The following is a 20170-nucleotide window of genomic DNA, read 5'->3' as shown; positions in this document are numbered from 1 at the left end:
GACGGCGCGGCGCGGCGCCACGGATTTGAGAGTCCTGCTCACCAAGGGTTTGGGGTTTTGGGAACGGTCGCAGAGGTTTCTGTGGATGCCTTGTCGGGTTGGACGTGGGTAGGGCTCGCCCCTTCAGGGTTGGCCCGCGTGGAGAGGCGGGCTCGGCTCCATGCTCGATGTCCGTAGCCACCTGGGGTTATGAGCGCGGAGCCGATGGCTGTCCGGGGCTTTCGGTTCAGGCTCGGGTTGGGTTTGCGGTTGATGGAGCCGGTCCGGGGTGGCCGGGGCTCGTTCGGGGAGCCCCGGCCAGGGGGTCAGGAGCGGCGCTTCCAGAACGCTCGCTTGGGGGGTGGCGTCGTGAACTCCTTGAGGGTCTCGATGGTGCGGGTCCAGAGCTCGTCCAGGCGGGTGGGGTCGGCGGGGGATACGGCTCGGAGGTCGGTGAGCAGGGCCGACAGGGAGCGCGGGGTATCGCCCCAGTGGTCGAGGTCCTGGACGGTCGTCTCCAGGACCGGCAGCAGGTGCGCCAGGAGGTACTGGTGACGGTCGGCCTGGGAGGCGGACCGCAGGTCGGTGAGGCGGCGCAGCTCCTCGGCGAGATCGCGGCGGGCGTTGTCCAGGCGCTGGGTGGCCGCGTCGCCCTTCGCGCGGCGGCGCGCTTGGGGAGCGGGCATGCCCGGCGCGGCGGGGCTCGGGGGTGCGGGGCTCGGGGGTGCCGGGGACGTGCGGAAGTCGGGGACGTCCAGGCTTTCCGCTGCGAAGCGCTCGGTGCCGCGTGCCGCGCCGCCTCGGGGCGCGCTGGGCGGTGCGGCCGTGGCCCGGGGCATGGCGGCGGGCATGGCGGGGGCTCCGTAGGAGGCCGCCATCAGCGTGGCCTGGGGGCTTTCCCAGCCGCGGGGCGACTCGACCGGCTGGACGACCTGGTGCGGGGCCTGGCCTTCGGTGACCACCCGGCTGTCGATCGCCACGAACGCGGTGAAGCGGCACAGCACGCCGAAGCGCAGCGAGGCGTCCACGATGCGCCGTTCCAGCTCGTCGGAGCCGGAGACGGCGTAGCGGTCCTCCAGATCGCGAAGGTGGGCGCGGGCCCAGATCGAGGTGATCGAGCGGTTGCCGGTGACGGTGGCCTTGGCGTCGCGTTCCCATCCGGTGCCGTCGGAGCCGGTGCCGCGGACGGTCAGCGTGCCGGAGGGGGCTCCCCGGAAACGGCCGGAGACCACCAGGGGGACACCGGGGAACAGCGCGCCGAGGCGGCTGGGCGCGACCGTGTCGGGGACCAGCGTCAGGCCCTCGGCGTGCAGTGACAGGTCGGTGGCGAGCGGGGCGCCGATGCGGTGGTGGATGTGCTCCATCGCCGTGTCGAGCCGGTCCTCGGACTCGACCAGCTCGCAGCGGCCCTGTCCGATCTCCGCCAGGCGGTTCAGGAAGCCCGCGTTGACGGCCTGGTCGATGCCCACGGTGTGGATGCGCACGCCCTGGAGGCTGGGGCCGAGCTGGGCGAGGATCTGGTCCTCGTTGCCCACCTGGCCGTCGGTGATGAGGACCAGGACGCGGTCCCGGTGCGGGTCGGCGAGCAGCGCGCACGCCTCCTGGAGCGGGGTGAGCAGCTCGGTGCCGCCGCGCGCGTCGACGGAGGCCAGGTGCTCGACGGCGCGGAACCGGTTGCGGTCGGTGCCGGGGACCAGGCCCGCGCCGAGGTCGCGGGGCCGTTCCACGACGGTGTCGAACGACAGCACCGCGAACCGGTCGCCGGCGGTGAGGGTGTCCACGATGCGGGCGGCGGCCCGGCGGGCCGCGACCATCTTCCAGCCGTGCATGCTGCCGGAGCGGTCGAGGACCAGCACGACGTCGCGCGGCCGGGGGCGGCCGCGGCCGGACGGCAGCACCGTCAGCGTGAAGGTGCCCTCGGCGCCGGACTCGTCGGGGACCAGCGTGAGGGAGGCCGGCGCGGCGGTGTCCTCGCCGTCCCGCGCGGCGTAGACCAGGCGCAGGATGAAGTCGCGGTCGAGCCGTTCGCCGGGGACCAGGCGGACGGTGCCGCCGGCGGGGCCCGTGCCTTCCGCGCGGTCCTCGTCGGCGGTGGTGACGTGGAGGGCCGAGCGCAGCTCGGTGAGGGGGAGCCCCGCCGGGTCGATGTCCACGGTGATGGCCAGCCGGACCGGGTTCGGGAAGCCGGGGAGCAGCACGGGCGGGGAGATCCGGGAGGCGTCGGGGACCGCGTCGGTGTCGGGGGCGGTGCCCTGGCCCGCAGCCTCGTCCCCGAGCGGGGTGCCGGGGATGTAGCGGGGCGCGACGACGAGCGGGAAGCGGAACGTCGCCTCGCCGTCGCCGTGCTGGTCCGTCTCGTACGGGAGCGGCTGGTCGAGGGTGAGGCGGATCGTCACCCGTTCGCCGGGGAGGATGTTGCCGACCCGCATGGTGAAGACGTCGGGGCGGTCCTCCTCGGCGATGGCGGCCCGCTGGCCGGCGGCGACGGCGCGGTCGTAGTCCTGGCGGGCCTGGCCGCGCTCCTTGAGGACGCCCTCGATCGTCCGGTCGTCGGCCTCCATGCGCAGCCCGGTCACCGCCGCGCGGTCGGGCAGCGGGAACACGTAGGTGGCTTCGAGCGGGACGTCGAACGGGTTGCGGAAGCCCTGGACCACCTCGACGCCCGCGACCAGTCCGGTCACCGAGGCGCGGACGTCCACGGTGTCGAGCGGCAGGTTGCCCCTGTCGGTGGTGAGCGCGCCCAGGCCGCCGTCGGGTTCCGGGAGCGTCGGAGTCTCGGGAAGGGGGGTGATGCGCATGGTCACTGGGACCTCCCGGCTGGATCGGCTGACGTGGTGGAGGGATCGGTGGGTTCCGCGGCGGAGGGATCGGCCGTGGTGGGCGGCTGCCCGGCCGCGTGGGAACGCGGGATCTCTTGCGGGTGTGGCGTCTCTTGCGAACGTGGTGGGTCGTGGGGACGCTGCGCGTCGGGCGAGGTGTGCCCGGTGGGGAGGAGGCCGCGGCGGTGGAGCTCGGCCAGGAGGGGGCGGGCGGCGGACTGGAGGGCGGCCAGATCCTCCGGAGTCGGCGGGATGGGACCGGGTCCGCCCGGGATCGGGGCGTCGAGCATGACGACGACGCCGGGGGCGAGGCGGATTCCCTGTACCAGCGCGGCCGGTTGCGCGGCGGGCTGTGCGGTCGGCCGCTGGGCCGGTCGCGCGGTGGATGGTGTGGTCGGCTGCGGGGTGAGTCGTGGAGCGGGCTCGCGCAGCTCGGGGGGGAGCGGGGCGGGGGAGTGGAGGTCCTCCTCGGAGATCTCGTGGTCGGGGGAGAACGACACGTCGGGACGGGCCGCCCAGAAGCGGGGACGGCTGCCCGCCGGTGCCTCCGCGGGGAGACCCCCGAGGTCTTCGAGGTCCTCCCCGGGAAGGTCCCGGAGGTCCCCCTCGGGCAGGGTGGCGATCTCGCGCAGCATCGCGTCGGTCGCGCCGGTCAGCTCCCGCTGGATCTCCGCTATGGAACGGCCCTGGGACTGGCGGCGCTTGACCGCCACCAGCTGGAGCAGGTGGCGGCGGCCGTACAGGGCCGTGCGGCCCCGGCGGCCCAGCGGCGGGTCGAGGAGGCCGATCGTGGTGTACCAGCGGATCAGGCGGGCGTTGGGCAGGTCGCGAACCCGGCCGTTGACCCGCACGGGAGCGCCCGCGGCGAGGGCCGCGGCGGCGCGTTCGGCGAGTTCGGCGATGGTCCAGGCGGCGTCCATGCCCCGATGATGACACTGTCATCGTGACACTGTCAACGACGCGCTTTTTCGCGATGTGGGAACGACGAGGTCAAAGTCCTTGAAGGACGGTGGCGGCTGCCGCACGCTTGTGCCTTCGGTCCCGAGCGGAAGGGGCGTTCGGTGCGGGACAGGGTGAGGGGCGCGGGCGACGCCGGGGCCTCCGCCTGGGCTCGGTACCGGGTGCTGGCCGCCGAGTACCGCCGGGAACGCGTGGCCGTCCGCGGCCTGGTCGCCGTGTCGGCGGGGGTGGTCGCCGCCGGGGTGCTGCCGTGGCGGGCGGGGCCGGTTGTGGCCATCGTGGTGTTCGTCGGGCACACCCTGTACGAGCGGTCGCGGCACGAGCCGCTCGCGGAGTGGCGGCGGGGCGCGCTGGCCGAACGCCGCACCGGGCGGCGGTTGCGGCGGCTCGATCCGGTGGGCCACCACGTGCTGCACGACCGGGCGCTGCCCGGCGCCACCGCCAACCTCGATCATCTGGTGGTGGGTCTGACCGGCGTGTACGCCATCGTCAGCCGCCGCTGGCGGTGGGGCGTGCGGGTGCGGGTCGAGGGGCGGCGGCTGTGGGTCGGGCGGCGGCCCGCCGGGAACGTCGCCGTCGCCGCGCGGGCGGCGCGGACGGTCTCCGAGGGGCTGTCGAAGGAGCTGGACCACCAGGTCGCGGTCATGCCGCTGGTGGCGGTGCACGGCGCCCGGGTGCCCCGGGGCGGGCTGGAGCACGCCGGGGTGGCGCTGTACGCGGTGCGGGAGGTCGCGGCCGTCATCGCCGGAGAGCCGGTGATCTTCACCAGCGCTCAGGTCGCGACCGTCGCGGCGGCCGCGGAACGGCTTTTCCCGCCGATGGCGGGACCTTATCCCGCCAGGTGAGCCACCATTTCGAGCTTGTTTACGAAGAGTGTGTGCCCGGATGCGTGGTGACAGATGATGCTGTTCGGAGCGCTCACTTGAAGAGGTATCGCAAAGCGGACATTATTCTCTAATCGATTAATCGTCTCATTCTAGGGTGGTCGGATAAAGGGTCGACCGTTCTTGGAGAATCGCCGGTATGAAGCGCGGCGAGCCTTTACTTTTCTGGTCATGAATGACCACCTCCTGGTCGAGGCGATGCGTGAGCGGGAGCCCGGCGCGACGTCCGCGGCGTACGACTCCCACGCCGAACGGCTCTACGCCTACTGCTGGTTCCGGCTGCACGATCGGGACGCCGCCCAGGCGGCGCTGCGCGACACGTTCGTCGTGGCGGAGGCGCACGTCGACCGGCTGCGCGACCCCGGACGCCTGCGCGCGTGGCTGCTCGCCCTCGCGCGGCTGGAGTGCGCGCGCCGCCCCTCGGCCGAGGACCGGCCGCCGGACGTGCCGGTCGCCAGCCACGACCAGGAGGACGTGGACGAACGCATCACCGCCTGGCACGCGACGTCGAACATGCCCCCGTCCAGCCGCGAGCTCCTCGAACTGCGGTTCCACCACGGGCTCCCGCTGGACGAGGCGGCCGCCGTCATGGGCATCCCGGACAAGGAGTCGGAGATCGCCCTGGCGCGGGCGCACGTGGACCTGGAGGCCGCGCTGACCGCCGAGCTGCTCGCCGCCCGGGGCCCCTACGGGTGCGCCGAACGCGGCATGCTGCTGCGCGACTGGCGCGACGATCCCGGCCCCGCCCTGAACGGCCTGCTCCTGCGGCACGCCCGGGAGTGCGGGGCGTGCGCGGTGGCGCGGCCCGCGCGGGTCGCCTCCTCCAAGGTGTTCGGCCTGCTGCCCCGCCCGGAACCGTCCGATGCGCTGCGGGACGAGGTCATGGCCTGCTTCCACGATCCCGAGCTGGTCGGCTACCGGCTGTTCGCCGCCACCCGGGTCACCGGCTTCCACGCCGACGGCTTCCCGGTCCAGGCGCGGACGTCCCGGCGGCGGCGCCCCCGGTTCGGGGCCGTCCGCGAACCCCGGCGCGTCGCCGCCGTGGCCGCGGTCATCGCCGCGCTGGTGGCCGGTGGCGCGACGGCGTCCACGTTCCTGCACCCCGCCCCCCACGACGCGGGCCGCGCGGCGCTCGGACCCTCCGGGCGGCCACCGGTCCCCGCGCCGCCGAGCGGGGGCGGGGACATCGACGGGCGGGTGGAGTCGGCCCCGGTCTCGGCGACCTTCCCGCTGGGGGCGCGCGTTCCGGCCGTGCCGCCCGGCGCGTTGTCGTCCCCGCCGCCCCGCCGCGACTACCAGTCGGCCCCCGGCACCGAGCCGTCCGCGCCGCTGCCGCCCGGCGGATCCGGGGCGCTGGCCGTCTCGCCGCTCCACCTGGACCTGGCGGGCGGCTCCCACGGCGCCGTCGAGCTGCGCGCCGAGGGCGGACCGGTGCACTGGCGGGCCGTCACCCGGGGGCCGGTCCGGCTCAGCCGGAACTCCGGAAGCCTGGAGGCCGGGCAGTCCGTGACCGTGGGCGTCCAGGTGTTCCGCGACGCGCGTTCCGGGGGCGAGGGCGGCGTCACGTTCCGGCCCGGCGGCCTCCAGGTCCATGTCACCTGGCGTCCCGGCCCGCCCCCGACCGACCCGCCGACCAGCCCCCCGACGACCCCTCCCACGAATCCGCCGACGAGCTCCCCGACCGGCCCGCCGACGTCCCCCACCAGCCCGTCGAGCCCGCCGCCCTCGTCGCCTCCCGGCACCCCGCCCACGAAACCGGACCCGACCACCCCCGGCCCGACGCCCGCGCCCCCGCCGCCGAGTGATCCACCCCCGCCCAGCGATCCGCCGCCCCCCAGCGACCCGCCGGCCACCTCCGGCTCCTCCCCGGAACCCCGGGGCTCGGACGGCTGACCATGAGCGACCCCGCGTTCGTGCTCCGGCCGGACGCCCGGGTGAGCCCGCAACCGGTCGCCGCCACGCTGGTCCGGCTGGTCGCCGAGATCCAGCGGGTGAGCTGGCCGCTGTGGATCGAACCGGCCGTCCGCGCCCGCCGCGAGGTCGCCGGCCTGTGCCGGCTGCAGACCGCGCGCGGGCTGACGGTGCTGTCCTGGATGGCGCTCGGCCCGGACGCGGACGTCCCCGAGGACGTGCGGTGGCTGCTGACCACCAGCCGCCTGACCGGCGCCCGCCAGGAACGCATGTACGCCGCCGCCGACCTGCTGCCCGCGCCCGTCCGCGCGCTCGCCGTCGCCAACTGGACGTGGGCGCTCGGCTCCCCGCACGGCGGGCAGACCACGGCGGCGTTCCTGGCGGGCGGGGCCTACCCCGAGGACGGCTACTCGGCCGCGCACGCGACGGTCGCGCTGCTGCGGCTGTGGGAACGGCGGCCCGAGACGCGTCCCCCGCTGGCGGCGGCGTGGGCGGCGATCCGCACGACCGCCGACTGGTGCAAGGCCGCCGAGCTGCGCTCCGCCTACGGCGCGCCGGTGCCGATCTTCAGTTATCCCCGGGTCGCGCCGCCTCCCGGTGTCCCCGTACGGCCCTGGATCACGCGGTTGCTGGGGCCGGTGGACGGGTGCGACACGGGTTGACCTGCGTGGCAGCCGTGACGGAAGTTCCGATCGCCGCCCCGTTGAACTACTCTCGGTAGTCGATCGCGTGCGTCATGTGCGGCAGGGGGAGGTCTGTGTTTCCATCACCGGGCACCGCGCGGCGTCTCGTCGCCCTGTCCTCCGGAACGGTCGTCGGCCTGACCATGCTGGGCTCCCCGCTCGCCGAACGCCCGGCGGCGGCCGAACCCCCGCCCAGCGCCCGCGACGTGCGGGAGAGCAGGCGCCAGGTGGAGCAGCGGGCCGCCGAGGTCGGCCGGATCAAGGCCAGGCTCGCGCGCGCCGACGGTGAGCTGGAACGCCTCGGCGTCGCCTCCGCCACCGCCGTGGAACGCTACAACGGCGAGCTGGTCAAACTCGATCAGGCGCGCCGTACCCATGCCGAGACGCGGCGCCGCGCCGCCGACGCCCGCGGGCACCTGGACGAGGCGCAGCGCGAGCTGGCCCGGTTCGCCGCCGACGCCTACCAGGCCGGGACCGGTTACAACCCCTGGTCGGCGATCGTGGCCGGGGAGGGCGGCCCGCAGGGCTTCATGGACCGCGCGGGGCTGCTGGAGGTCCTGGCGCACCGCCGCGCCGGGATCGTCCAGAGGGTGGAGGCGGCCCGCGACGTCGCCGAGCTGTTCCGCCGCCAGGCGCAGGCGGCGTTCGAGGAGCAGCGCGCCGCGACGCTCCGCGCGGCCGCCGCCAAACGGGCGGTGCAGGAGGCCGTCGCCAGGCAGCGGACGCAGGTGCGGCGCATCGAGGCGGAGAAGGAGCGCCTGGAACGGAGCCTCGGCAGCGCCCGGGCCCGCGCCGCGCGCCTGGAGCGGGAGCGCCGGGCGGCGTTGGAACGCGCCGAGGCGGCCCGGACGCGACAGCTCTACGGGGGGACGGCCCAGGTCAAGGGTGCCGGACGCGGCGCGCAGGTGGTGCGCTGGGCCCTGAAGTGGCTGGGCACGCCCTACTCCTGGGGCGGCGGCACCCCGGCGGGGCCGAGCTACGGCATCGCGCACGGCTCGGGCATCCACGGCTTCGACTGCTCGGGGCTGGCGTTGTACGCCTGGAGCAAGGTGGGCGTCCGCCTGGACCACTGGACGGGGACCCAGTGGACGTCGGGCCCCCATGTGCCGCTCGACCGCCTGGCCCCCGGCGACCTGGTGTTCTTCGCGAACGACACCTCGGATCCGGACACGATCCACCACGTGGGCATCTACATCGGCAAGGGCCGGATGGTGGAGGCGCCGTACACGGGCGCGAGGGTGCGGATCGCCGGCATCCACCGCAGCGGCCTGATCGGAGCGACCCGCCCCGCGGGGTGACCGTCCCGCGGGAGCACGGGTCCGTGGGCCTCGACGATCGTGGGGGCGGCCGTGCCCGGCCGCCCCCACATCGGAATGTCAGCGCGCGTCAGAGGTGCGCGGCGGTGCCGGTCCGGAGCGGAGGCCCCCCGGAGACCGGAGTGAGGACGGACACCACCGCGCCGGCGGGGACGCCTCAGTGACCGCCGGCCTCGATGAAGCGCTTGCGGGAGCGCTCGACCTCCTGCTCGGCCTCGACACGGCCGACCCAGTTGGCGCCCTCGACGGACTTGCCGGGCTCCAGGTCCTTGTAGACCTCGAAGAAGTGCTGGATCTCCAGGCGGTCGAACTCCGGAACGTGGTGGATGTCGCGCAGGTGCTCCATGCGCGGGTCGGTGGAGGGGACGCACAGGAGCTTGTCGTCGCCACCGGCCTCGTCGGTCATCCGGAACATGCCGACGGCGCGGCAGCGGATCAGGCAGCCGGGGAACGTCGGCTCCTGGAGGATGACCAGCGCGTCCAGGGGGTCGCCGTCCTCGCCCAGGGTGTCCTCGACGAAGCCGTAGTCGGCCGGGTACTGGGTCGAGGTGAACAGCATGCGGTCGAGCCGGATGCGGCCGCTCTCGTGGTCCACCTCGTACTTGTTCCGGCTACCGCGCGGAATCTCGATGGTGACGTCGAATTCCAAGATGTCCTCCGCTCCCTGCGCGCTGGCAGTGAATAGTCTTTCGTGAGTCCGCCGCGGGCGAGGCCGACCCGCACAGAGTCATGGTTCTCATATAAGGATGTCGCACGTTGGTGAGTGCTGAGCAGGTGAGGGGCGGTCACGCGCCGCGACGGGCCCGTGTACTCGCCATGACCGTGCTGTCCCTCCTCAGCGTTTTCGCCGCCGGTGCCGGGACGGCAGTGGCGAAACTCACACCGGAGCGGCGGCTGGTGCCGCAGCCCCCCACCGTGGCCGAACGCGAGCCGCTGCGGCCGGTCGCGGCGGTGGCCGCGGCCGACCCCGCGGCGGCGCGGGTGCCCGACGCGTCCGCCCTGGCGGGGCGGTTGTCGGCGCTGGCCGGCGACCCGGCCGCGAAGATCAACGCGGTGGTGATCGACGCGGTGACGCGCAGGCCGCTGTTCCAGCAGCGCGCCGACCGGCCCGCCACCCCGGCCTCGACCACCAAGCTGGCCACGTCGGTGGCGGCGCTGGCGGCGCTGGGGCCCGGGCACCGCATCACCACGCGGGTCGTGCGGGGCGCCGGGAACGGCGTGGTACTGGTCGGCGGCGGGGATCCTACCCTGACCGCGCTGCCGCCGCGTCCGGAAGGGGAGCATCGGGGGCTGCCCGGCGCCGCCTCGCTGACCGAGCTGGCCCGCCGGACCGCCGCCGCGCTGAAGGCCGCGGGGACGACCCGGGTCCGCGTCGACTACGACGACTCCGCCTACACGGGTCCGCGCACCGCGCCGGGCTGGAAGCCCAACTACCTGCCCGACGGCGAGGTCGCCCCGGTCAGCGCGCTGACCGTGGACGAGGGGAGGACCGCCCCGGACGACCCGACGGTCAAGACGCGGGTCGCCGACCCCCCGGCGGCGGCCGTCGCGACGTTCGCCAGGCTGCTCACCCGGGAGGGCGTCCGGGCGAGGCCGGGCCGCCGCGCACCGCACCGGGAGGACGCCGCGCGGCTCGCCCAGGTCCAGTCGCCCCCGCTGTCGGCCCTGGTGGAACGGCTGATGAGCGCCAGCGACAACGACATCGCCGAGGCCGTCGCCCGCCAGGTCGCGATCGGGAAGGGGGCGCCCGCGTCGTTCACCGGGGCGGCCGCCGCCGTTCGGGCGGCCCTGGACGGGCTCGGCGTCGGCGAGGGGGTCTCGGTCAGCGACGGCAGCGGCCTGTCCACCCGCAACCGCATCACCCCGCTGGCGCTGGCCCGGATCGCGGCGCTGGCGGCCGCGCCGGAGCGTCCCGGCCTGCGCGCGGCCGTGACCGGGATGCCGGTCGCCGGGTTCTCCGGGACGCTCGCGACCCGCTACCTCACCTCCGACAGCCAGGCGGCCGCGGGCATGGTGCACGCCAAGACCGGGACGCTCAACGGCGTCAGCACCCTCGCCGGGATCGCCCGCGACGCCGAGGGGAGGCTGCTGGCGTTCGCGTTCATGATGGGCGACGGGAAGGGGCACGCCGACCCGGCGGTGCTGGACCGGCTGGCCACCGCGATGGCGACCTGCGGCTGCTGAACCGTGCCCGTCTCTTCCCGCCGCACCCCCCGGTCACGTCACAAATCACCCATGCCGGGGCGTTCCTCTGGCGTGTGGCGGGGGACGTACGGGAGATAACCAGAACGGTTGTTCGTTGAACGATCGTGCAGGGCTGCCACCGGCGGAGACCGGCGGCACGCAGCGGCCGAGAGCAACGGTGGAGTACATGAGCGCCTCAATGATCGACTGGAACGTCGCGGTCCAGACCGGAATCCGGCTGGTCCGGCCCGGACCCCAGGTCAGCCAGTCCGAGGCCCGCGAGGTGGTGGCGGAGCTGCGCGAGCTGTCGACGATCGCCCACGGGCATGTCCGGGACTTCACCGGCATGGACATCGACCCGAACCCCGAGCCCGCCACGATCGTGGACCGGCCCGGCTGGATCCGCGCCAACGTCGACGGCTTCCGCGTCGTGCTCGAACCGCTGATGGAACGCCTGGAGGCCAAGCGCGGCCCCGGCCTGCTCGGCGGCGGCCCCGGCGGCGTGATGGTGCAGGCCGTCGGGTCCCGCGTGACCGGCATGCAGGTCGGCGCGATCCTCGCCTACATGGCCAGCCGCGTGCTCGGCCAGTACGAGCTGTTCCTGCCGCCGGACCCGTCCGGCCGCGCCCCGACCGGCCGGCTCACCCTCGTCGCGCCCAACATCGTGCACGTCGAGCAGGAGCTGGAGGTCGATCCGCACGACTTCCGGCTGTGGGTGTGCCTGCACGAGGAGACGCACCGCGCCCAGTTCACCGGCGTCCCGTGGCTGCGCGAGTACGTGCAGGAGCAGATGACCGAGTTCCTGCTGGCCTCCGACCTGGACCCGGGGGCGCTGCTGGACCGGATCCGGGAGGCCACCGACGTGCTGGTGGACGCGGTGCGCGGCGGCGAGGGCAACCTGATCGACGCCATCCAGACCCCCGAGCAGCGCGCCATCCTCGACCGCCTCACCGCCGTGATGACGCTGGCCGAGGGGCACGGCGACTTCGTCATGGACGCGGTCGGGCCGGGCGTGGTGCCGTCGGTGCAGCAGATCCGGTCCAAGTTCCAGGGGCGCCGCGACGGCGGCACCCGGCTGGACAAGACGATCCGCCGCGTCCTCGGCCTCGACCTGAAGATGAAGCAGTACGCCGAGGGCTCGCGGTTCGTGCGGCGCGTGGTCGGCGAGGTCGGGATGGAGCAGTTCAACCGGATCTGGGAGTCGCCCGCCACGCTGCCCACGCACGCCGAGATCAAGGAGCCGGCGCTGTGGATGGACCGCGTGCTCGGCCCCCGCGTGCTCGACCCGGCCCCCGAACTGGACGCGCCCCGGACGGACGAGGCCGAGGGGGCGTGATCGCCGCCCCCGCCCCCGATGGGGTAGAAGAGGGGCATGGGGCCTGATCCGGCGGTGGCGGCGGTGCGGCTGGCGGTCCGGCGGGTGCTCGCCGGCCGGCCGCCCGGCGCGATGGTGCTGGCCGCGTGCAGCGGCGGCGCGGACTCCCTGGCCCTGGCCGGGGCGCTGGCGTTCGAGGCCGCCCGCTCGGGCCACCACGCGGGCGGCGTCACCGTCGACCACGGCCTCCAGGAGGGCTCGGCCGGACGCGCCGAGGCCGTCGTGCGGGTGATGGCCGGTCTCGGCCTCGACCCCGCCGGGTCGGTCGCGGTGACCGTCGGGGAGCGCGGCGGCCCCGAGAACGCCGCCCGCGAGGCCCGGTACGCCGCGCTCGACGAGGCCGCCGTCCGCCTGAACGCCTCCGTGGTGCTGCTCGGCCACACCCGCGACGACCAGGCCGAGACCGTCCTGCTCGGCCTGGCGCGCGGGTCGGGGACGCGCTCGCTGGCCGGGATGCCGCCGGAGTCCGCCCGCCGCCTGCCCTCCTCCCTGCGCGAACGGCTCGACGCCCCCGGCGCCGTCGAGGTCTCCGAACCCGTCGCCGTCCGCTACGCGCGCCCCCTGCTGGACCTCGACCGCGCCACCACCCGCCGCGCCTGCCTGGCGATGGGCCTGGACCCCTGGGACGACCCCCACAACGACGACCCCGCCTACACGCGCGTGCGGGTCCGCCACCAGGTGCTGCCCGCGCTGGAGGACGCCCTCGGCCCCGGCGTCGCCGAAGCGCTCGCCCGCACCGCCCGGCTGCTCCGCGACGACGCCGAGGCGCTGGACGCGTACGCGGCCCGCGCCTACGCCGACTGCGAAATCGCGGCGGCCCCGGGCGACCCCGCGGCGGACGCCGCGACGGCCCCGATCGCGCTGCGCGTCGCGGACCTGGCCGAGCTGCCGCGCGCCGTGCGGACCCGCGTGCTGCGCACCGCCGCGATCAGGGCGGGCAGTCCACCGGGTACGCTCGCGGCCGTCCACGTAGAGGAAGTGGATCGCCTGGTCACGGCCTGGCGCGGGCAGCGACGCGTCGATCTGCCGGGGGGCGTCCGCGCGTTCCGACGGCATGAGAAGCTGCTGTTCGGCCCGGCCGACGCCGGGTCGTAAGCGTGCCGTCACAAAGGGTGGGGTTGTGGACGAGAAGGACCTGGGCAACGACCTGGCCAAGGTGCTGATCCCCGAGGACCAGCTACAGGCCAAGATCAGGGAGTTGGCCGCGCAGATCGACGCCGACTACCAGGGCAAGGATCTGCTGCTGGTGGGGGTGCTCAAGGGCGCCGTCATGGTGATGGCGGACCTGGCCCGCGCGCTGCACACGCCGGCCTCCATGGACTGGATGGCGGTCTCCTCCTACGGGTCGGGCACCAAGTCCTCGGGCGTGGTGCGCATCCTGAAGGACCTGGACACCGACATCCTCGACAAGCACGTGCTGATCGTCGAGGACATCATCGACTCCGGCCTGACGCTGTCCTGGCTGATCAGCAACCTGCGGTCGCGCGGCCCGGCGTCGCTGGAGATCTGCGCGCTGCTGCGCAAGCCCGAGGCGGTCAAGACCGAGATCGACTGCCGCTACCTGGGCTTCGACATCCCCAACGAGTTCGTCGTCGGGTACGGACTCGACTATGCCGAGAAGTACCGCAACCTCCCGTTCGTGGGTACCCTCGCCCCGCACGTGTACGGAGGCTGACGGCGCCGCGGGGCGCCTGACGCACTTGACGGGACGCGAGTAGGTGTGACCCGCGAAGGGTGGGGGACACCCGCGCAGGGAACAAGACACCGTGACGGATCGTTGCAAGGGTCGTTGACGCGTATATCGAACGGATCAGGGGAACGCGCTGGCTGCGTCCCCTGTGCCCTGCGGTGTACCGTCGATGTTCCGGGCCACGGGCCGGGGCCGCGCTCGCGGTGCGCCGCCCCGGAACCGGAACGGCCGCACACCAAGCCGGCTCACAGTGGCGTCCGTCCCACCGGACGGGCGAGTATCGCAAGGTCAGGAGGGACGGGCCCCGGAGGGGTTACCGGATAAATGGACGTGAAGCGCTATTTTCGCGGGCCGCTGCTGTGGATCCTGCTGTTCGGCCTGTTGATCGCCCTGGTGATGTGGGGGATCAACCCCGGCCGTTCCTATGAGAAGTCCGACACCTCCAAGGTGGTCCAGGCCATTGCCGCCGGCCAGGTGAAGTCCGCCAAGATCATTGACAAGGATCAGCGGATCGAGGTCACCCTCAACGACGGCAAGCAACTGCAGGCCTCCTGGGTCGAGGGCCAGGGCATCAGGCTGCAGGAACAACTTCAGCAGCAGGCCGCCGCCGGCAAACTGCCGGGCGGCTACAACGTCGAGGTTCCCAAGCAGAGTCCGCTGATGAGCCTGCTCTTCAGCCTGCTGCCCATCGTGGTCATCGTGCTGATCTTCCTGTTCATCATGAACCAGATGCAGGGCGGCGGCTCGCGGGTGATGAACTTCGGCAAGTCGAAGGCCAAACTGATCACCAAGGACACGCCGAAGACCACGTTCGCCGACGTGGCCGGGGCCGACGAGGCCCTGGAGGAGCTGGAGGAGATCAAGGACTTCCTCCAGAACCCGGCGAAGTTCCAGCAGATCGGCGCCAAGATCCCCAAGGGTGTGCTGCTGTTCGGCCCACCCGGCACCGGCAAGACCCTGCTGGCGCGCGCCGTCGCGGGCGAGGCCGGGGTGCCGTTCTACTCGATCTCCGGTTCGGACTTCGTGGAGATGTTCGTGGGTGTGGGCGCCTCCCGCGTCCGCGACCTGTTCGAGCAGGCCAAGGCCAACGCCCCCTCGATCATCTTCATCGACGAGATCGACGCCGTCGGCCGGCACCGCGGCGCGGGCCTCGGCGGCGGCCACGACGAGCGCGAGCAGACCCTGAACCAGCTGCTCGTCGAGATGGACGGGTTCGACGTCAAGGGCGGCGTCATCCTGATCGCCGCGACCAACCGTCCCGACATCCTCGACCCGGCGCTGCTGCGTCCGGGCCGCTTCGACCGCCAGGTCACCGTCGACCGTCCCGACCTGGAGGGCCGCAAGGGCATCCTGCGGGTCCACGGCCGCGGCAAGCCGTTCGCGCCCGACGTCGACCTCGACGTCATCGCGCGCCGCACGCCCGGCTTCACCGGCGCGGACCTCGCCAACGTGATCAACGAGGCGGCGCTGCTCACCGCGCGGTTCGACCGCAAGCTGATCGACATGGCCACCCTGGAGGAGGCCATCGACCGCGTCATGGCCGGGCCCGAGCGCAAGACCCGCGTGATGTCGGAGAAGGAAAAGAAGATCATCGCCTACCACGAGGGCGGTCACGCGCTGGTGGCGCACGCGCTGCCGAACGCCGACCCCGTGCACAAGGTGACGATCCTGCCGCGCGGCCGGGCCCTGGGTTACACCATGACCCTGCCGATGGAGGACAAGTTCCTCACCACCCGCAGCGAGATGACCGACCAGCTGGCGATGCTGCTGGGCGGCCGGACCGCCGAGGAGCTGGTGTTCCACGAGCCGACCACCGGCGCGGCCAACGACATCGAGAAGGCCACCGCCATCGCGCGGAACATGGTCACCGAGTACGGCATGAGCGAGCGCCTCGGCGCCCGCAAGTTCGGCACCGGCGCCGGCGAGGTGTTCCTGGGCCGCGACGTGGGCCACGAGCGCGACTACTCCGAGGACATCGCCTCGGCGATCGACGACGAGGTCCGCCGCTACATCGAGGCCGCGCACGACACCGCCTGGGAGATCCTGGTCGAGTACCGGGACGTCCTGGACAACCTGGTCGTCAACCTGATGGAGAAGGAGACCCTCTCCAAGGAGCAGGTTCTGGAGATCTTCGCGCCGATCCAGAAGCGGCCGCTCCAGAAGTCCTACACCGGCTACGGCAAGCGTCTCCCGTCCGACCGTCCCCCGGTGCTGACCCCCAAGGAGCTGGCGCTGATGGGTCCGCAGGACGTGAACGAGCTGCAGCTCGGTGACGAGGTCACCAAGGGCAACGGCCAGGGCGCCGGCCAGGCCGAGCCCGCCTCCGACGCCCCGGGTGAGAGCTGATCGCTTTGGCTCTCCCGTACGACCCGTTCGCCGAGGGCGCGCCGGAGCGCGACGACCCGCCGGGCTTCGACCACGCCCGGATCGAGCGGGCGGTGCGCGAGATCCTGCTCGCGATCGGGGAGGACCCCGACCGCGACGGGCTGCTCGACACCCCCGCCCGGGTCGCGCGCGCCTACGCCGAGCAGTTCGCCGGGCTCCGCCAGGAGCCCGAGGACGTGCTGAACAAGGTGTTCGAGGCCGACCACGACGAGATGGTGCTCGTCAAGGACATCGAGGTCTACTCGACCTGCGAGCACCACCTGGTCCCGTTCCACGGCCTGGCGCACGTCGGCTACACGCCGAACAGCAAGGGGCAGATCACCGGCCTGTCGAAGCTGGCGCGGCTGGTGGACGTCTACGCCCGCCGCCCGCAGGTCCAGGAGCGGCTGACCAGCCAGGTCGCCGACGCCGTCATGCGGATCCTGGAGCCGCGCGGCGTGATCGTGGTGATCGAGGCCGAGCACCTGTGCATGACGATGCGGGGGGTGCGCAAGCCCGGCGCCAAGACGGTCACCTCGGCGGTGCGCGGGGACTTCCGGGACCACGCGGAGACGCGCGCGGAGGCGATGGGTCTGATCATGGGGAGATGACCCCTCTCCGACGCCCGAAGGGGCGGGAACGGCACGACGCCGTTCCCGCCCCTTCGGCGTCGCGGGCCCGTCCGGGCTTGACCTCAAGGAAGGTTGAGGATCTTGGATGGAGATCGTCGGCGGGACACCGCCGTTCCGGTATGAGAGGGGCAGGGCCATGACGAACGACGTCCAGGTGGTGGGGGACATCCCGGCGGAGACCCGCGAGGCGGTCACCGGCGTGGTGCGGGCCCTGGAGAGGGCGTTCAACGCCAAGGACCCCGACGCGCTGGGCGGGCAGTACGCCCGGGACTCCTCGTGGACCAACGCGATGGGCCGCACGCTGGGCGGGCGGGAGGAGATCACCGAGTTCAGCCGCCCGGCGATGAAGGGCTTCCTGAAGGACTCCCGCGCCCGCTACGAGATCGTCCGGATGCTGGCGGTCGCCCCCGAGGTGATCGCGGTGAACGTGGCGCAGACGCCCGTGGACGCCTCCGGCGAGCCCGTGCGGGCCCCGCACGGGCGGGCGCTCTACGTGATCGCCCGGCGGGAGGACGGCTGGAAGATCGTGGCGGGCCAGAACAGCGCCATCGACCCCCCGACCGACTGACGGCGCGCCGGCCCGCGGGGGCGGCGGGCAAGCCGGGGGCGAGGGCGCGCGGCGGTCGGATCAAGCCTTAGGGTTGGGGCATGACCAGTGCCATCGTCGCGGGGCTGCCCGATCCGGGGCGCTGCCTCGTCATGGGCGTGGTCAACGTCACCCCGGACTCGTTCTCCGACGGCGGGGCCTGGTTCGACCCCGACAAGGCCGTCCGGCACGGCCTCGACCTCGTCGCCGAGGGCGCCGACATCGTCGACGTGGGCGGGGAGTCCACCCGCCCCGGCGCCCAGCGCGTCCCGCTCGACGAGGAGCTGCGCCGCGTCGTCCCGGTGATCGGGACCCTGGCGGCCGAGGGCGTCGCGGTCAGCGTCGACACCATGCGGGCCGAGGTCGCCGAGGCCGCCGTCGCCGCCGGGGCCCGGCTGGTCAACGACGTCAGCGGCGGCCTCGCCGACCCCGGCATGGCGCGGGTCGTCGCCGCCGCCCGCGTGCCCTACGTCGTCATGCACTGGCGCGGCCACAGCCACGACATGCAGACCCGCGCGATCTACGACGACGTCGTGACCGAGGTCCGCGACGAGCTCCTGCGGCGCGTGGACGCCGTGCTGGCCGAGGGAGTCGACCCCACGATGATCGTCCTGGATCCGGGCCTGGGGTTCGCCAAGAGTCCCGAGGCCGGGCACAACTGGCAGCTCATCGCCCGGCTGGACGCCCTGCTGGACACCGGCTACCCGGTCCTGGTCGGGGCCTCCCGCAAACGCTTCCTGGGCAGGCTGCTGGCCGCGCCGGACGGGACGCCGCGGTCGTTCACCGGCGCCGACGACGCCACCGTCGCGATCACCTCCCTGGTGGCGGCGGCGGGCGCGTGGTGCGTGCGCGTGCACCGCGTCCGGCCCAACGCCGACGCCGTCCGCGTCGCCGCCGCCGTCCGCGCGGCCGTCCCGCGGCGGGGCGCCCATGGGTGACGCCGACCGGACCGCCGTCGAGAAGGCCAACGCCGAGTTCTACGCCGCGTTCGAGGCCGCCGACCTCGACCGGATGTCCGCCGTGTGGGCCGCCGGGGCGTTCGCGCCCGGCGTGTCGTGCGTGCACCCGGGGTGGCCGATGCTGCGCGGCCGGGAGGAGGTGCTGCGCTCCTGGGCGCTGATCATGGCGAACACGACGTACATCCAGTTCGTCCTGACGGACGTCGAAACGGACGTTTACGAGGACCACGCGGTGGTCACGTGCAAGGAGAACGTGCTGACCGCCGACGAGGACACCGAGACCGGCTTCCTGGCCGGCGGCAGCATCGTCGCGACCAACCTGTTCGTCCGGGACGGAGATGGATGGCGTCTGCTGCTCCACCACGGTTCACCGATTCTCAACACCACAGAGGAAGAATGACGCTCGATCGGATCGAACTGCGCGGGCTGCGCGCCCGCGGCCGGCACGGATGCCTGCCCGCCGAGCGCGAGCTCGGGCAGGAGTTCGTGGTGGACGTCACGCTGGGGCTGGACGTCCGCCCGGCCGCCGCCGGGGATGATCTGTCGCGTACCGTCGACTACGGATCACTCGCGGGCCAGCTGGTCGCCGCCGTCGAGGGCGAACCGGTCAACCTCATCGAAACGCTGGCCGAGCGGCTCGCGAAGATCTGTCTGGAAGACCCGGCCGTCCAGGAGGCGGCCGTCACCGTCCACAAGCCCGCCGCCCCGGTGCCGCACCCCTTCACGGACGTGGCCGTGAAGATCGTGAGGAGTCGTTCATGACAGCGCACGACCGTATGTCCGACCGCACCGCGACCGGTGGCCACATGCTGGTCGCCCACCGGGTCGTGTTCTCCCTCGGCAGCAACCTCGGCGACCGCCTGGAGAACCTCCAGGACGCCGTGGACGCGCTGTTCGACGCGCCGGGGCTGGACTTCGTGGCGCTGTCGCCGGTCTACGAGACCGCGCCCTACGCGCCCCCCGGCGAGGACCTCCCCGAGCAGGGCGACTACCTCAACATCGTGCTGGTCGCCGACACCCGCCTCCCCCCGGAGAACCTGCTGGAACGCGTCCTCAACATCGAGAACTCGATGCGCCGCGTCCGCGAGGTCCGCTGGGGCCCCCGCACCCTGGACATCGACATCGTGGTGTTCGGGAACGTCACCTCCGACGACCCCGACCTGACCCTGCCGCACCCCCGCGCCCACCAGCGCGCGTTCGTCCTGGTGCCGTGGGCCGACATCGAGCCCGACGTGCTGCTGCCCGGCCACGGCCGGGTCGGCGACCTCGCCGAGGCCAGGCTGGCCCAGGACGGCGCGGACGTCGTGCGCCGCCGTGACGACCTGACCCTGCAAGAGCCCGCGTGAAGCCCAGCCGTCCCCTGTTCCTGCTCGCCCTGGTGGTCGTCGTCGGAACGATCACCTGGGCGGTGCTGCGCACGGCCTACGTGTCCCTGCCGCCGCTGCCGTGGACGGCCGTCCCGACGCTGCTGCTGCTGGCGCTCGGTGAGGCGTTCACCGGCGTCAACCTCCTGCGCCGCATCCGCCGCAAGCCCGGCACCAAGCCGGTGGAGCCGCTGGTCGTGGCGCGGATGGCGGCGTTCGCCAAGGCCAGCGCGCACGCCGCCGCGGTGCTGGCCGGGGTGTTCGGCGGGTTCGCGCTGAACCTGTCCAACGCCCTGGACAAGCAGACGCCGCGCGCGGACTTCTTCGTCAGCGGCGCGACGTTCCTGGCGGCGGTGGTGCTGATCGCGGCGGCGATGTTCCTGGAGTACTCCTGCCGCGTCCCCAAGGATCCCGACGAGCGGGCCCGGGACCTCGGGGCGTCCCCCCGGACCTGAGCCCCGCCC

General features: G+C 73.6%; 19 protein-coding genes. 16 read left to right on the top strand and 3 right to left on the bottom strand.

Annotated features, from left to right (window positions below):
- Nucleotides 1-305 precede the first annotated feature (305 nt).
- Nucleotides 306-2777, bottom strand: coding sequence for a VIT domain-containing protein (locus tag HNR61_RS28575; protein ID WP_182846270.1), 2472 nt, complete (start codon nt 2775-2777; stop codon nt 306-308).
- Nucleotides 2778-2779: 2 nt separating this feature from the next.
- Nucleotides 2780-3718 carry a MerR family transcriptional regulator gene (locus HNR61_RS28570; protein WP_182846269.1) on the bottom strand — a complete coding sequence of 313 codons (939 nt, stop codon included), beginning with the start codon at nt 3716-3718 and terminating at the stop codon, nt 2780-2782.
- Between the two features lie 141 nt (nt 3719-3859).
- Between HNR61_RS28570 and HNR61_RS48310 the strand changes: the two genes are divergently transcribed.
- The 4 genes from HNR61_RS48310 (at nt 3860) to HNR61_RS28550 (ending at nt 8534) form a co-directional block, all read left to right on the top strand.
- Nucleotides 3860-4603 (top strand): NERD domain-containing protein, encoded by a 744-nt coding sequence (locus tag HNR61_RS48310; RefSeq protein WP_182846268.1) that lies wholly within the window; start codon nt 3860-3862, stop codon nt 4601-4603.
- 210 nt (nt 4604-4813) lie between these two features.
- The gene (locus HNR61_RS28560; protein ID WP_182846267.1) at nt 4814-6535 is read left to right on the top strand and encodes a sigma-70 family RNA polymerase sigma factor; all 1722 of its coding nucleotides are present in this window, start codon (nt 4814-4816) and stop codon (nt 6533-6535) included.
- Between the two features lie 2 nt (nt 6536-6537).
- Nucleotides 6538-7215, top strand: coding sequence for a hypothetical protein (locus HNR61_RS28555; protein WP_182846266.1), 678 nt, complete (start codon nt 6538-6540; stop codon nt 7213-7215).
- A 95-nt stretch (nt 7216-7310) separates the two neighbouring features.
- A complete protein-coding gene (locus HNR61_RS28550; protein ID WP_312898139.1) occupies nt 7311-8534 on the top strand; it encodes an NlpC/P60 family protein in 1224 nt (407 codons plus the stop codon).
- Between the two features lie 175 nt (nt 8535-8709).
- Here the strand turns inward: HNR61_RS28550 and HNR61_RS28545 are convergent, their stop codons facing one another.
- Nucleotides 8710-9201, bottom strand: coding sequence for an inorganic diphosphatase (locus tag HNR61_RS28545; RefSeq protein WP_067825409.1), 492 nt, complete (start codon nt 9199-9201; stop codon nt 8710-8712).
- Nucleotides 9202-9419: 218 nt separating this feature from the next.
- Between HNR61_RS28545 and dacB the strand changes: the two genes are divergently transcribed.
- The 12 genes from dacB to HNR61_RS28485 all read left to right on the top strand — a co-directional run bounded on the left by dacB (nt 9420) and on the right by HNR61_RS28485 (nt 20161).
- Nucleotides 9420-10736, top strand: a complete 1317-nt coding sequence (dacB, locus tag HNR61_RS28540; protein ID WP_312898138.1) for a D-alanyl-D-alanine carboxypeptidase/D-alanyl-D-alanine endopeptidase — start codon at nt 9420-9422, stop codon at nt 10734-10736.
- Between the two features lie 199 nt (nt 10737-10935).
- Entirely contained in the window at nt 10936-12072 is a 1137-nt protein-coding gene (locus HNR61_RS28535; RefSeq protein WP_067825405.1) for an Rv3626c family coenzyme F420 biosynthesis-associated protein, read from the top strand.
- A 36-nt stretch (nt 12073-12108) separates the two neighbouring features.
- Nucleotides 12109-13206, top strand: a complete 1098-nt coding sequence (tilS, locus tag HNR61_RS28530; RefSeq protein ID WP_182846263.1) for a tRNA lysidine(34) synthetase TilS — start codon at nt 12109-12111, stop codon at nt 13204-13206.
- Nucleotides 13207-13231: 25 nt separating this feature from the next.
- Nucleotides 13232-13786, top strand: a complete 555-nt coding sequence (hpt, locus tag HNR61_RS28525; RefSeq protein ID WP_182846262.1) for a hypoxanthine phosphoribosyltransferase — start codon at nt 13232-13234, stop codon at nt 13784-13786.
- A gap of 339 nt (nt 13787-14125) precedes the next feature.
- Nucleotides 14126-16147, top strand: coding sequence for an ATP-dependent zinc metalloprotease FtsH (gene ftsH / locus HNR61_RS28520; protein WP_182846261.1), 2022 nt, complete (start codon nt 14126-14128; stop codon nt 16145-16147).
- Between the two features lie 5 nt (nt 16148-16152).
- A complete protein-coding gene (gene folE / locus HNR61_RS28515; RefSeq protein ID WP_220509899.1) occupies nt 16153-16776 on the top strand; it encodes a GTP cyclohydrolase I FolE in 624 nt (207 codons plus the stop codon).
- Between the two features lie 157 nt (nt 16777-16933).
- Nucleotides 16934-17365, top strand: a complete 432-nt coding sequence (locus HNR61_RS28510) for an SgcJ/EcaC family oxidoreductase (protein ID WP_182846260.1) — start codon at nt 16934-16936, stop codon at nt 17363-17365.
- Nucleotides 17366-17445: 80 nt separating this feature from the next.
- On the top strand, nt 17446-18321 hold the full coding sequence (gene folP / locus HNR61_RS28505) for a dihydropteroate synthase (protein WP_246443879.1): 876 nt from the start codon (nt 17446-17448) through the stop codon (nt 18319-18321).
- Nucleotides 18314-18742: a nuclear transport factor 2 family protein gene (locus tag HNR61_RS28500; RefSeq protein WP_067825453.1), complete on the top strand. Its 429-nt coding sequence runs from the start codon at nt 18314-18316 to the stop codon at nt 18740-18742. The genes folP and HNR61_RS28500 overlap by 8 nt, the downstream gene beginning before the upstream one ends.
- Nucleotides 18739-19104 carry a dihydroneopterin aldolase gene (gene folB / locus HNR61_RS28495; protein ID WP_182846259.1) on the top strand — a complete coding sequence of 122 codons (366 nt, stop codon included), beginning with the start codon at nt 18739-18741 and terminating at the stop codon, nt 19102-19104. The genes HNR61_RS28500 and folB overlap by 4 nt, the downstream gene beginning before the upstream one ends.
- Nucleotides 19101-19688, top strand: coding sequence for a 2-amino-4-hydroxy-6-hydroxymethyldihydropteridine diphosphokinase (gene folK, locus HNR61_RS28490; RefSeq protein WP_182846258.1), 588 nt, complete (start codon nt 19101-19103; stop codon nt 19686-19688). The genes folB and folK overlap by 4 nt, the downstream gene beginning before the upstream one ends.
- Nucleotides 19685-20161 (top strand): DUF3180 domain-containing protein, encoded by a 477-nt coding sequence (locus HNR61_RS28485; protein ID WP_182846257.1) that lies wholly within the window; start codon nt 19685-19687, stop codon nt 20159-20161. The genes folK and HNR61_RS28485 overlap by 4 nt, the downstream gene beginning before the upstream one ends.
- Nucleotides 20162-20170: the final 9 nt, after the last annotated feature.

Origin of the sequence: Actinomadura kijaniata, assembly GCF_014138665.1 — a bacterium.
GTDB classification, from domain to species: domain Bacteria; phylum Actinomycetota; class Actinomycetes; order Streptosporangiales; family Streptosporangiaceae; genus Spirillospora; species Spirillospora kijaniata.
Note: the sequence above shows the minus strand (reverse complement) of the source record. Positions and strands in the feature narration are given on the sequence as shown.

Bases quoted from the DNA above. Each gene is read 5' to 3' on its own strand.
- HNR61_RS28555 (WP_182846266.1), top strand. From the start codon at position 6,538: ATGAGCGACCCCGCGTTCGTGCTCCGGCCGGACGCCCGGGTGAGCCCG.
- HNR61_RS28560 (WP_182846267.1), top strand. From the start codon at position 4,814: ATGAATGACCACCTCCTGGTCGAGGCGATGCGTGAGCGGGAGCCCGGC.
- HNR61_RS28535 (WP_067825405.1), top strand. From the start codon at position 10,936: ATGATCGACTGGAACGTCGCGGTCCAGACCGGAATCCGGCTGGTCCGG.
- tilS (WP_182846263.1), top strand. From the start codon at position 12,109: ATGGGGCCTGATCCGGCGGTGGCGGCGGTGCGGCTGGCGGTCCGGCGG.
- folP (WP_246443879.1), top strand. From the start codon at position 17,446: ATGACCAGTGCCATCGTCGCGGGGCTGCCCGATCCGGGGCGCTGCCTC.
- HNR61_RS28500 (WP_067825453.1), top strand. From the start codon at position 18,314: ATGGGTGACGCCGACCGGACCGCCGTCGAGAAGGCCAACGCCGAGTTC.
- HNR61_RS28570 (WP_182846269.1), bottom strand. From the start codon at position 3,718: ATGGACGCCGCCTGGACCATCGCCGAACTCGCCGAACGCGCCGCCGCG.
- HNR61_RS28510 (WP_182846260.1), top strand. From the start codon at position 16,934: ATGACGAACGACGTCCAGGTGGTGGGGGACATCCCGGCGGAGACCCGC.
- ftsH (WP_182846261.1), top strand. From the start codon at position 14,126: ATGGACGTGAAGCGCTATTTTCGCGGGCCGCTGCTGTGGATCCTGCTG.
- folK (WP_182846258.1), top strand. From the start codon at position 19,101: ATGACAGCGCACGACCGTATGTCCGACCGCACCGCGACCGGTGGCCAC.
- HNR61_RS28575 (WP_182846270.1), bottom strand. From the start codon at position 2,777: ATGCGCATCACCCCCCTTCCCGAGACTCCGACGCTCCCGGAACCCGAC.
- folB (WP_182846259.1), top strand. From the start codon at position 18,739: ATGACGCTCGATCGGATCGAACTGCGCGGGCTGCGCGCCCGCGGCCGG.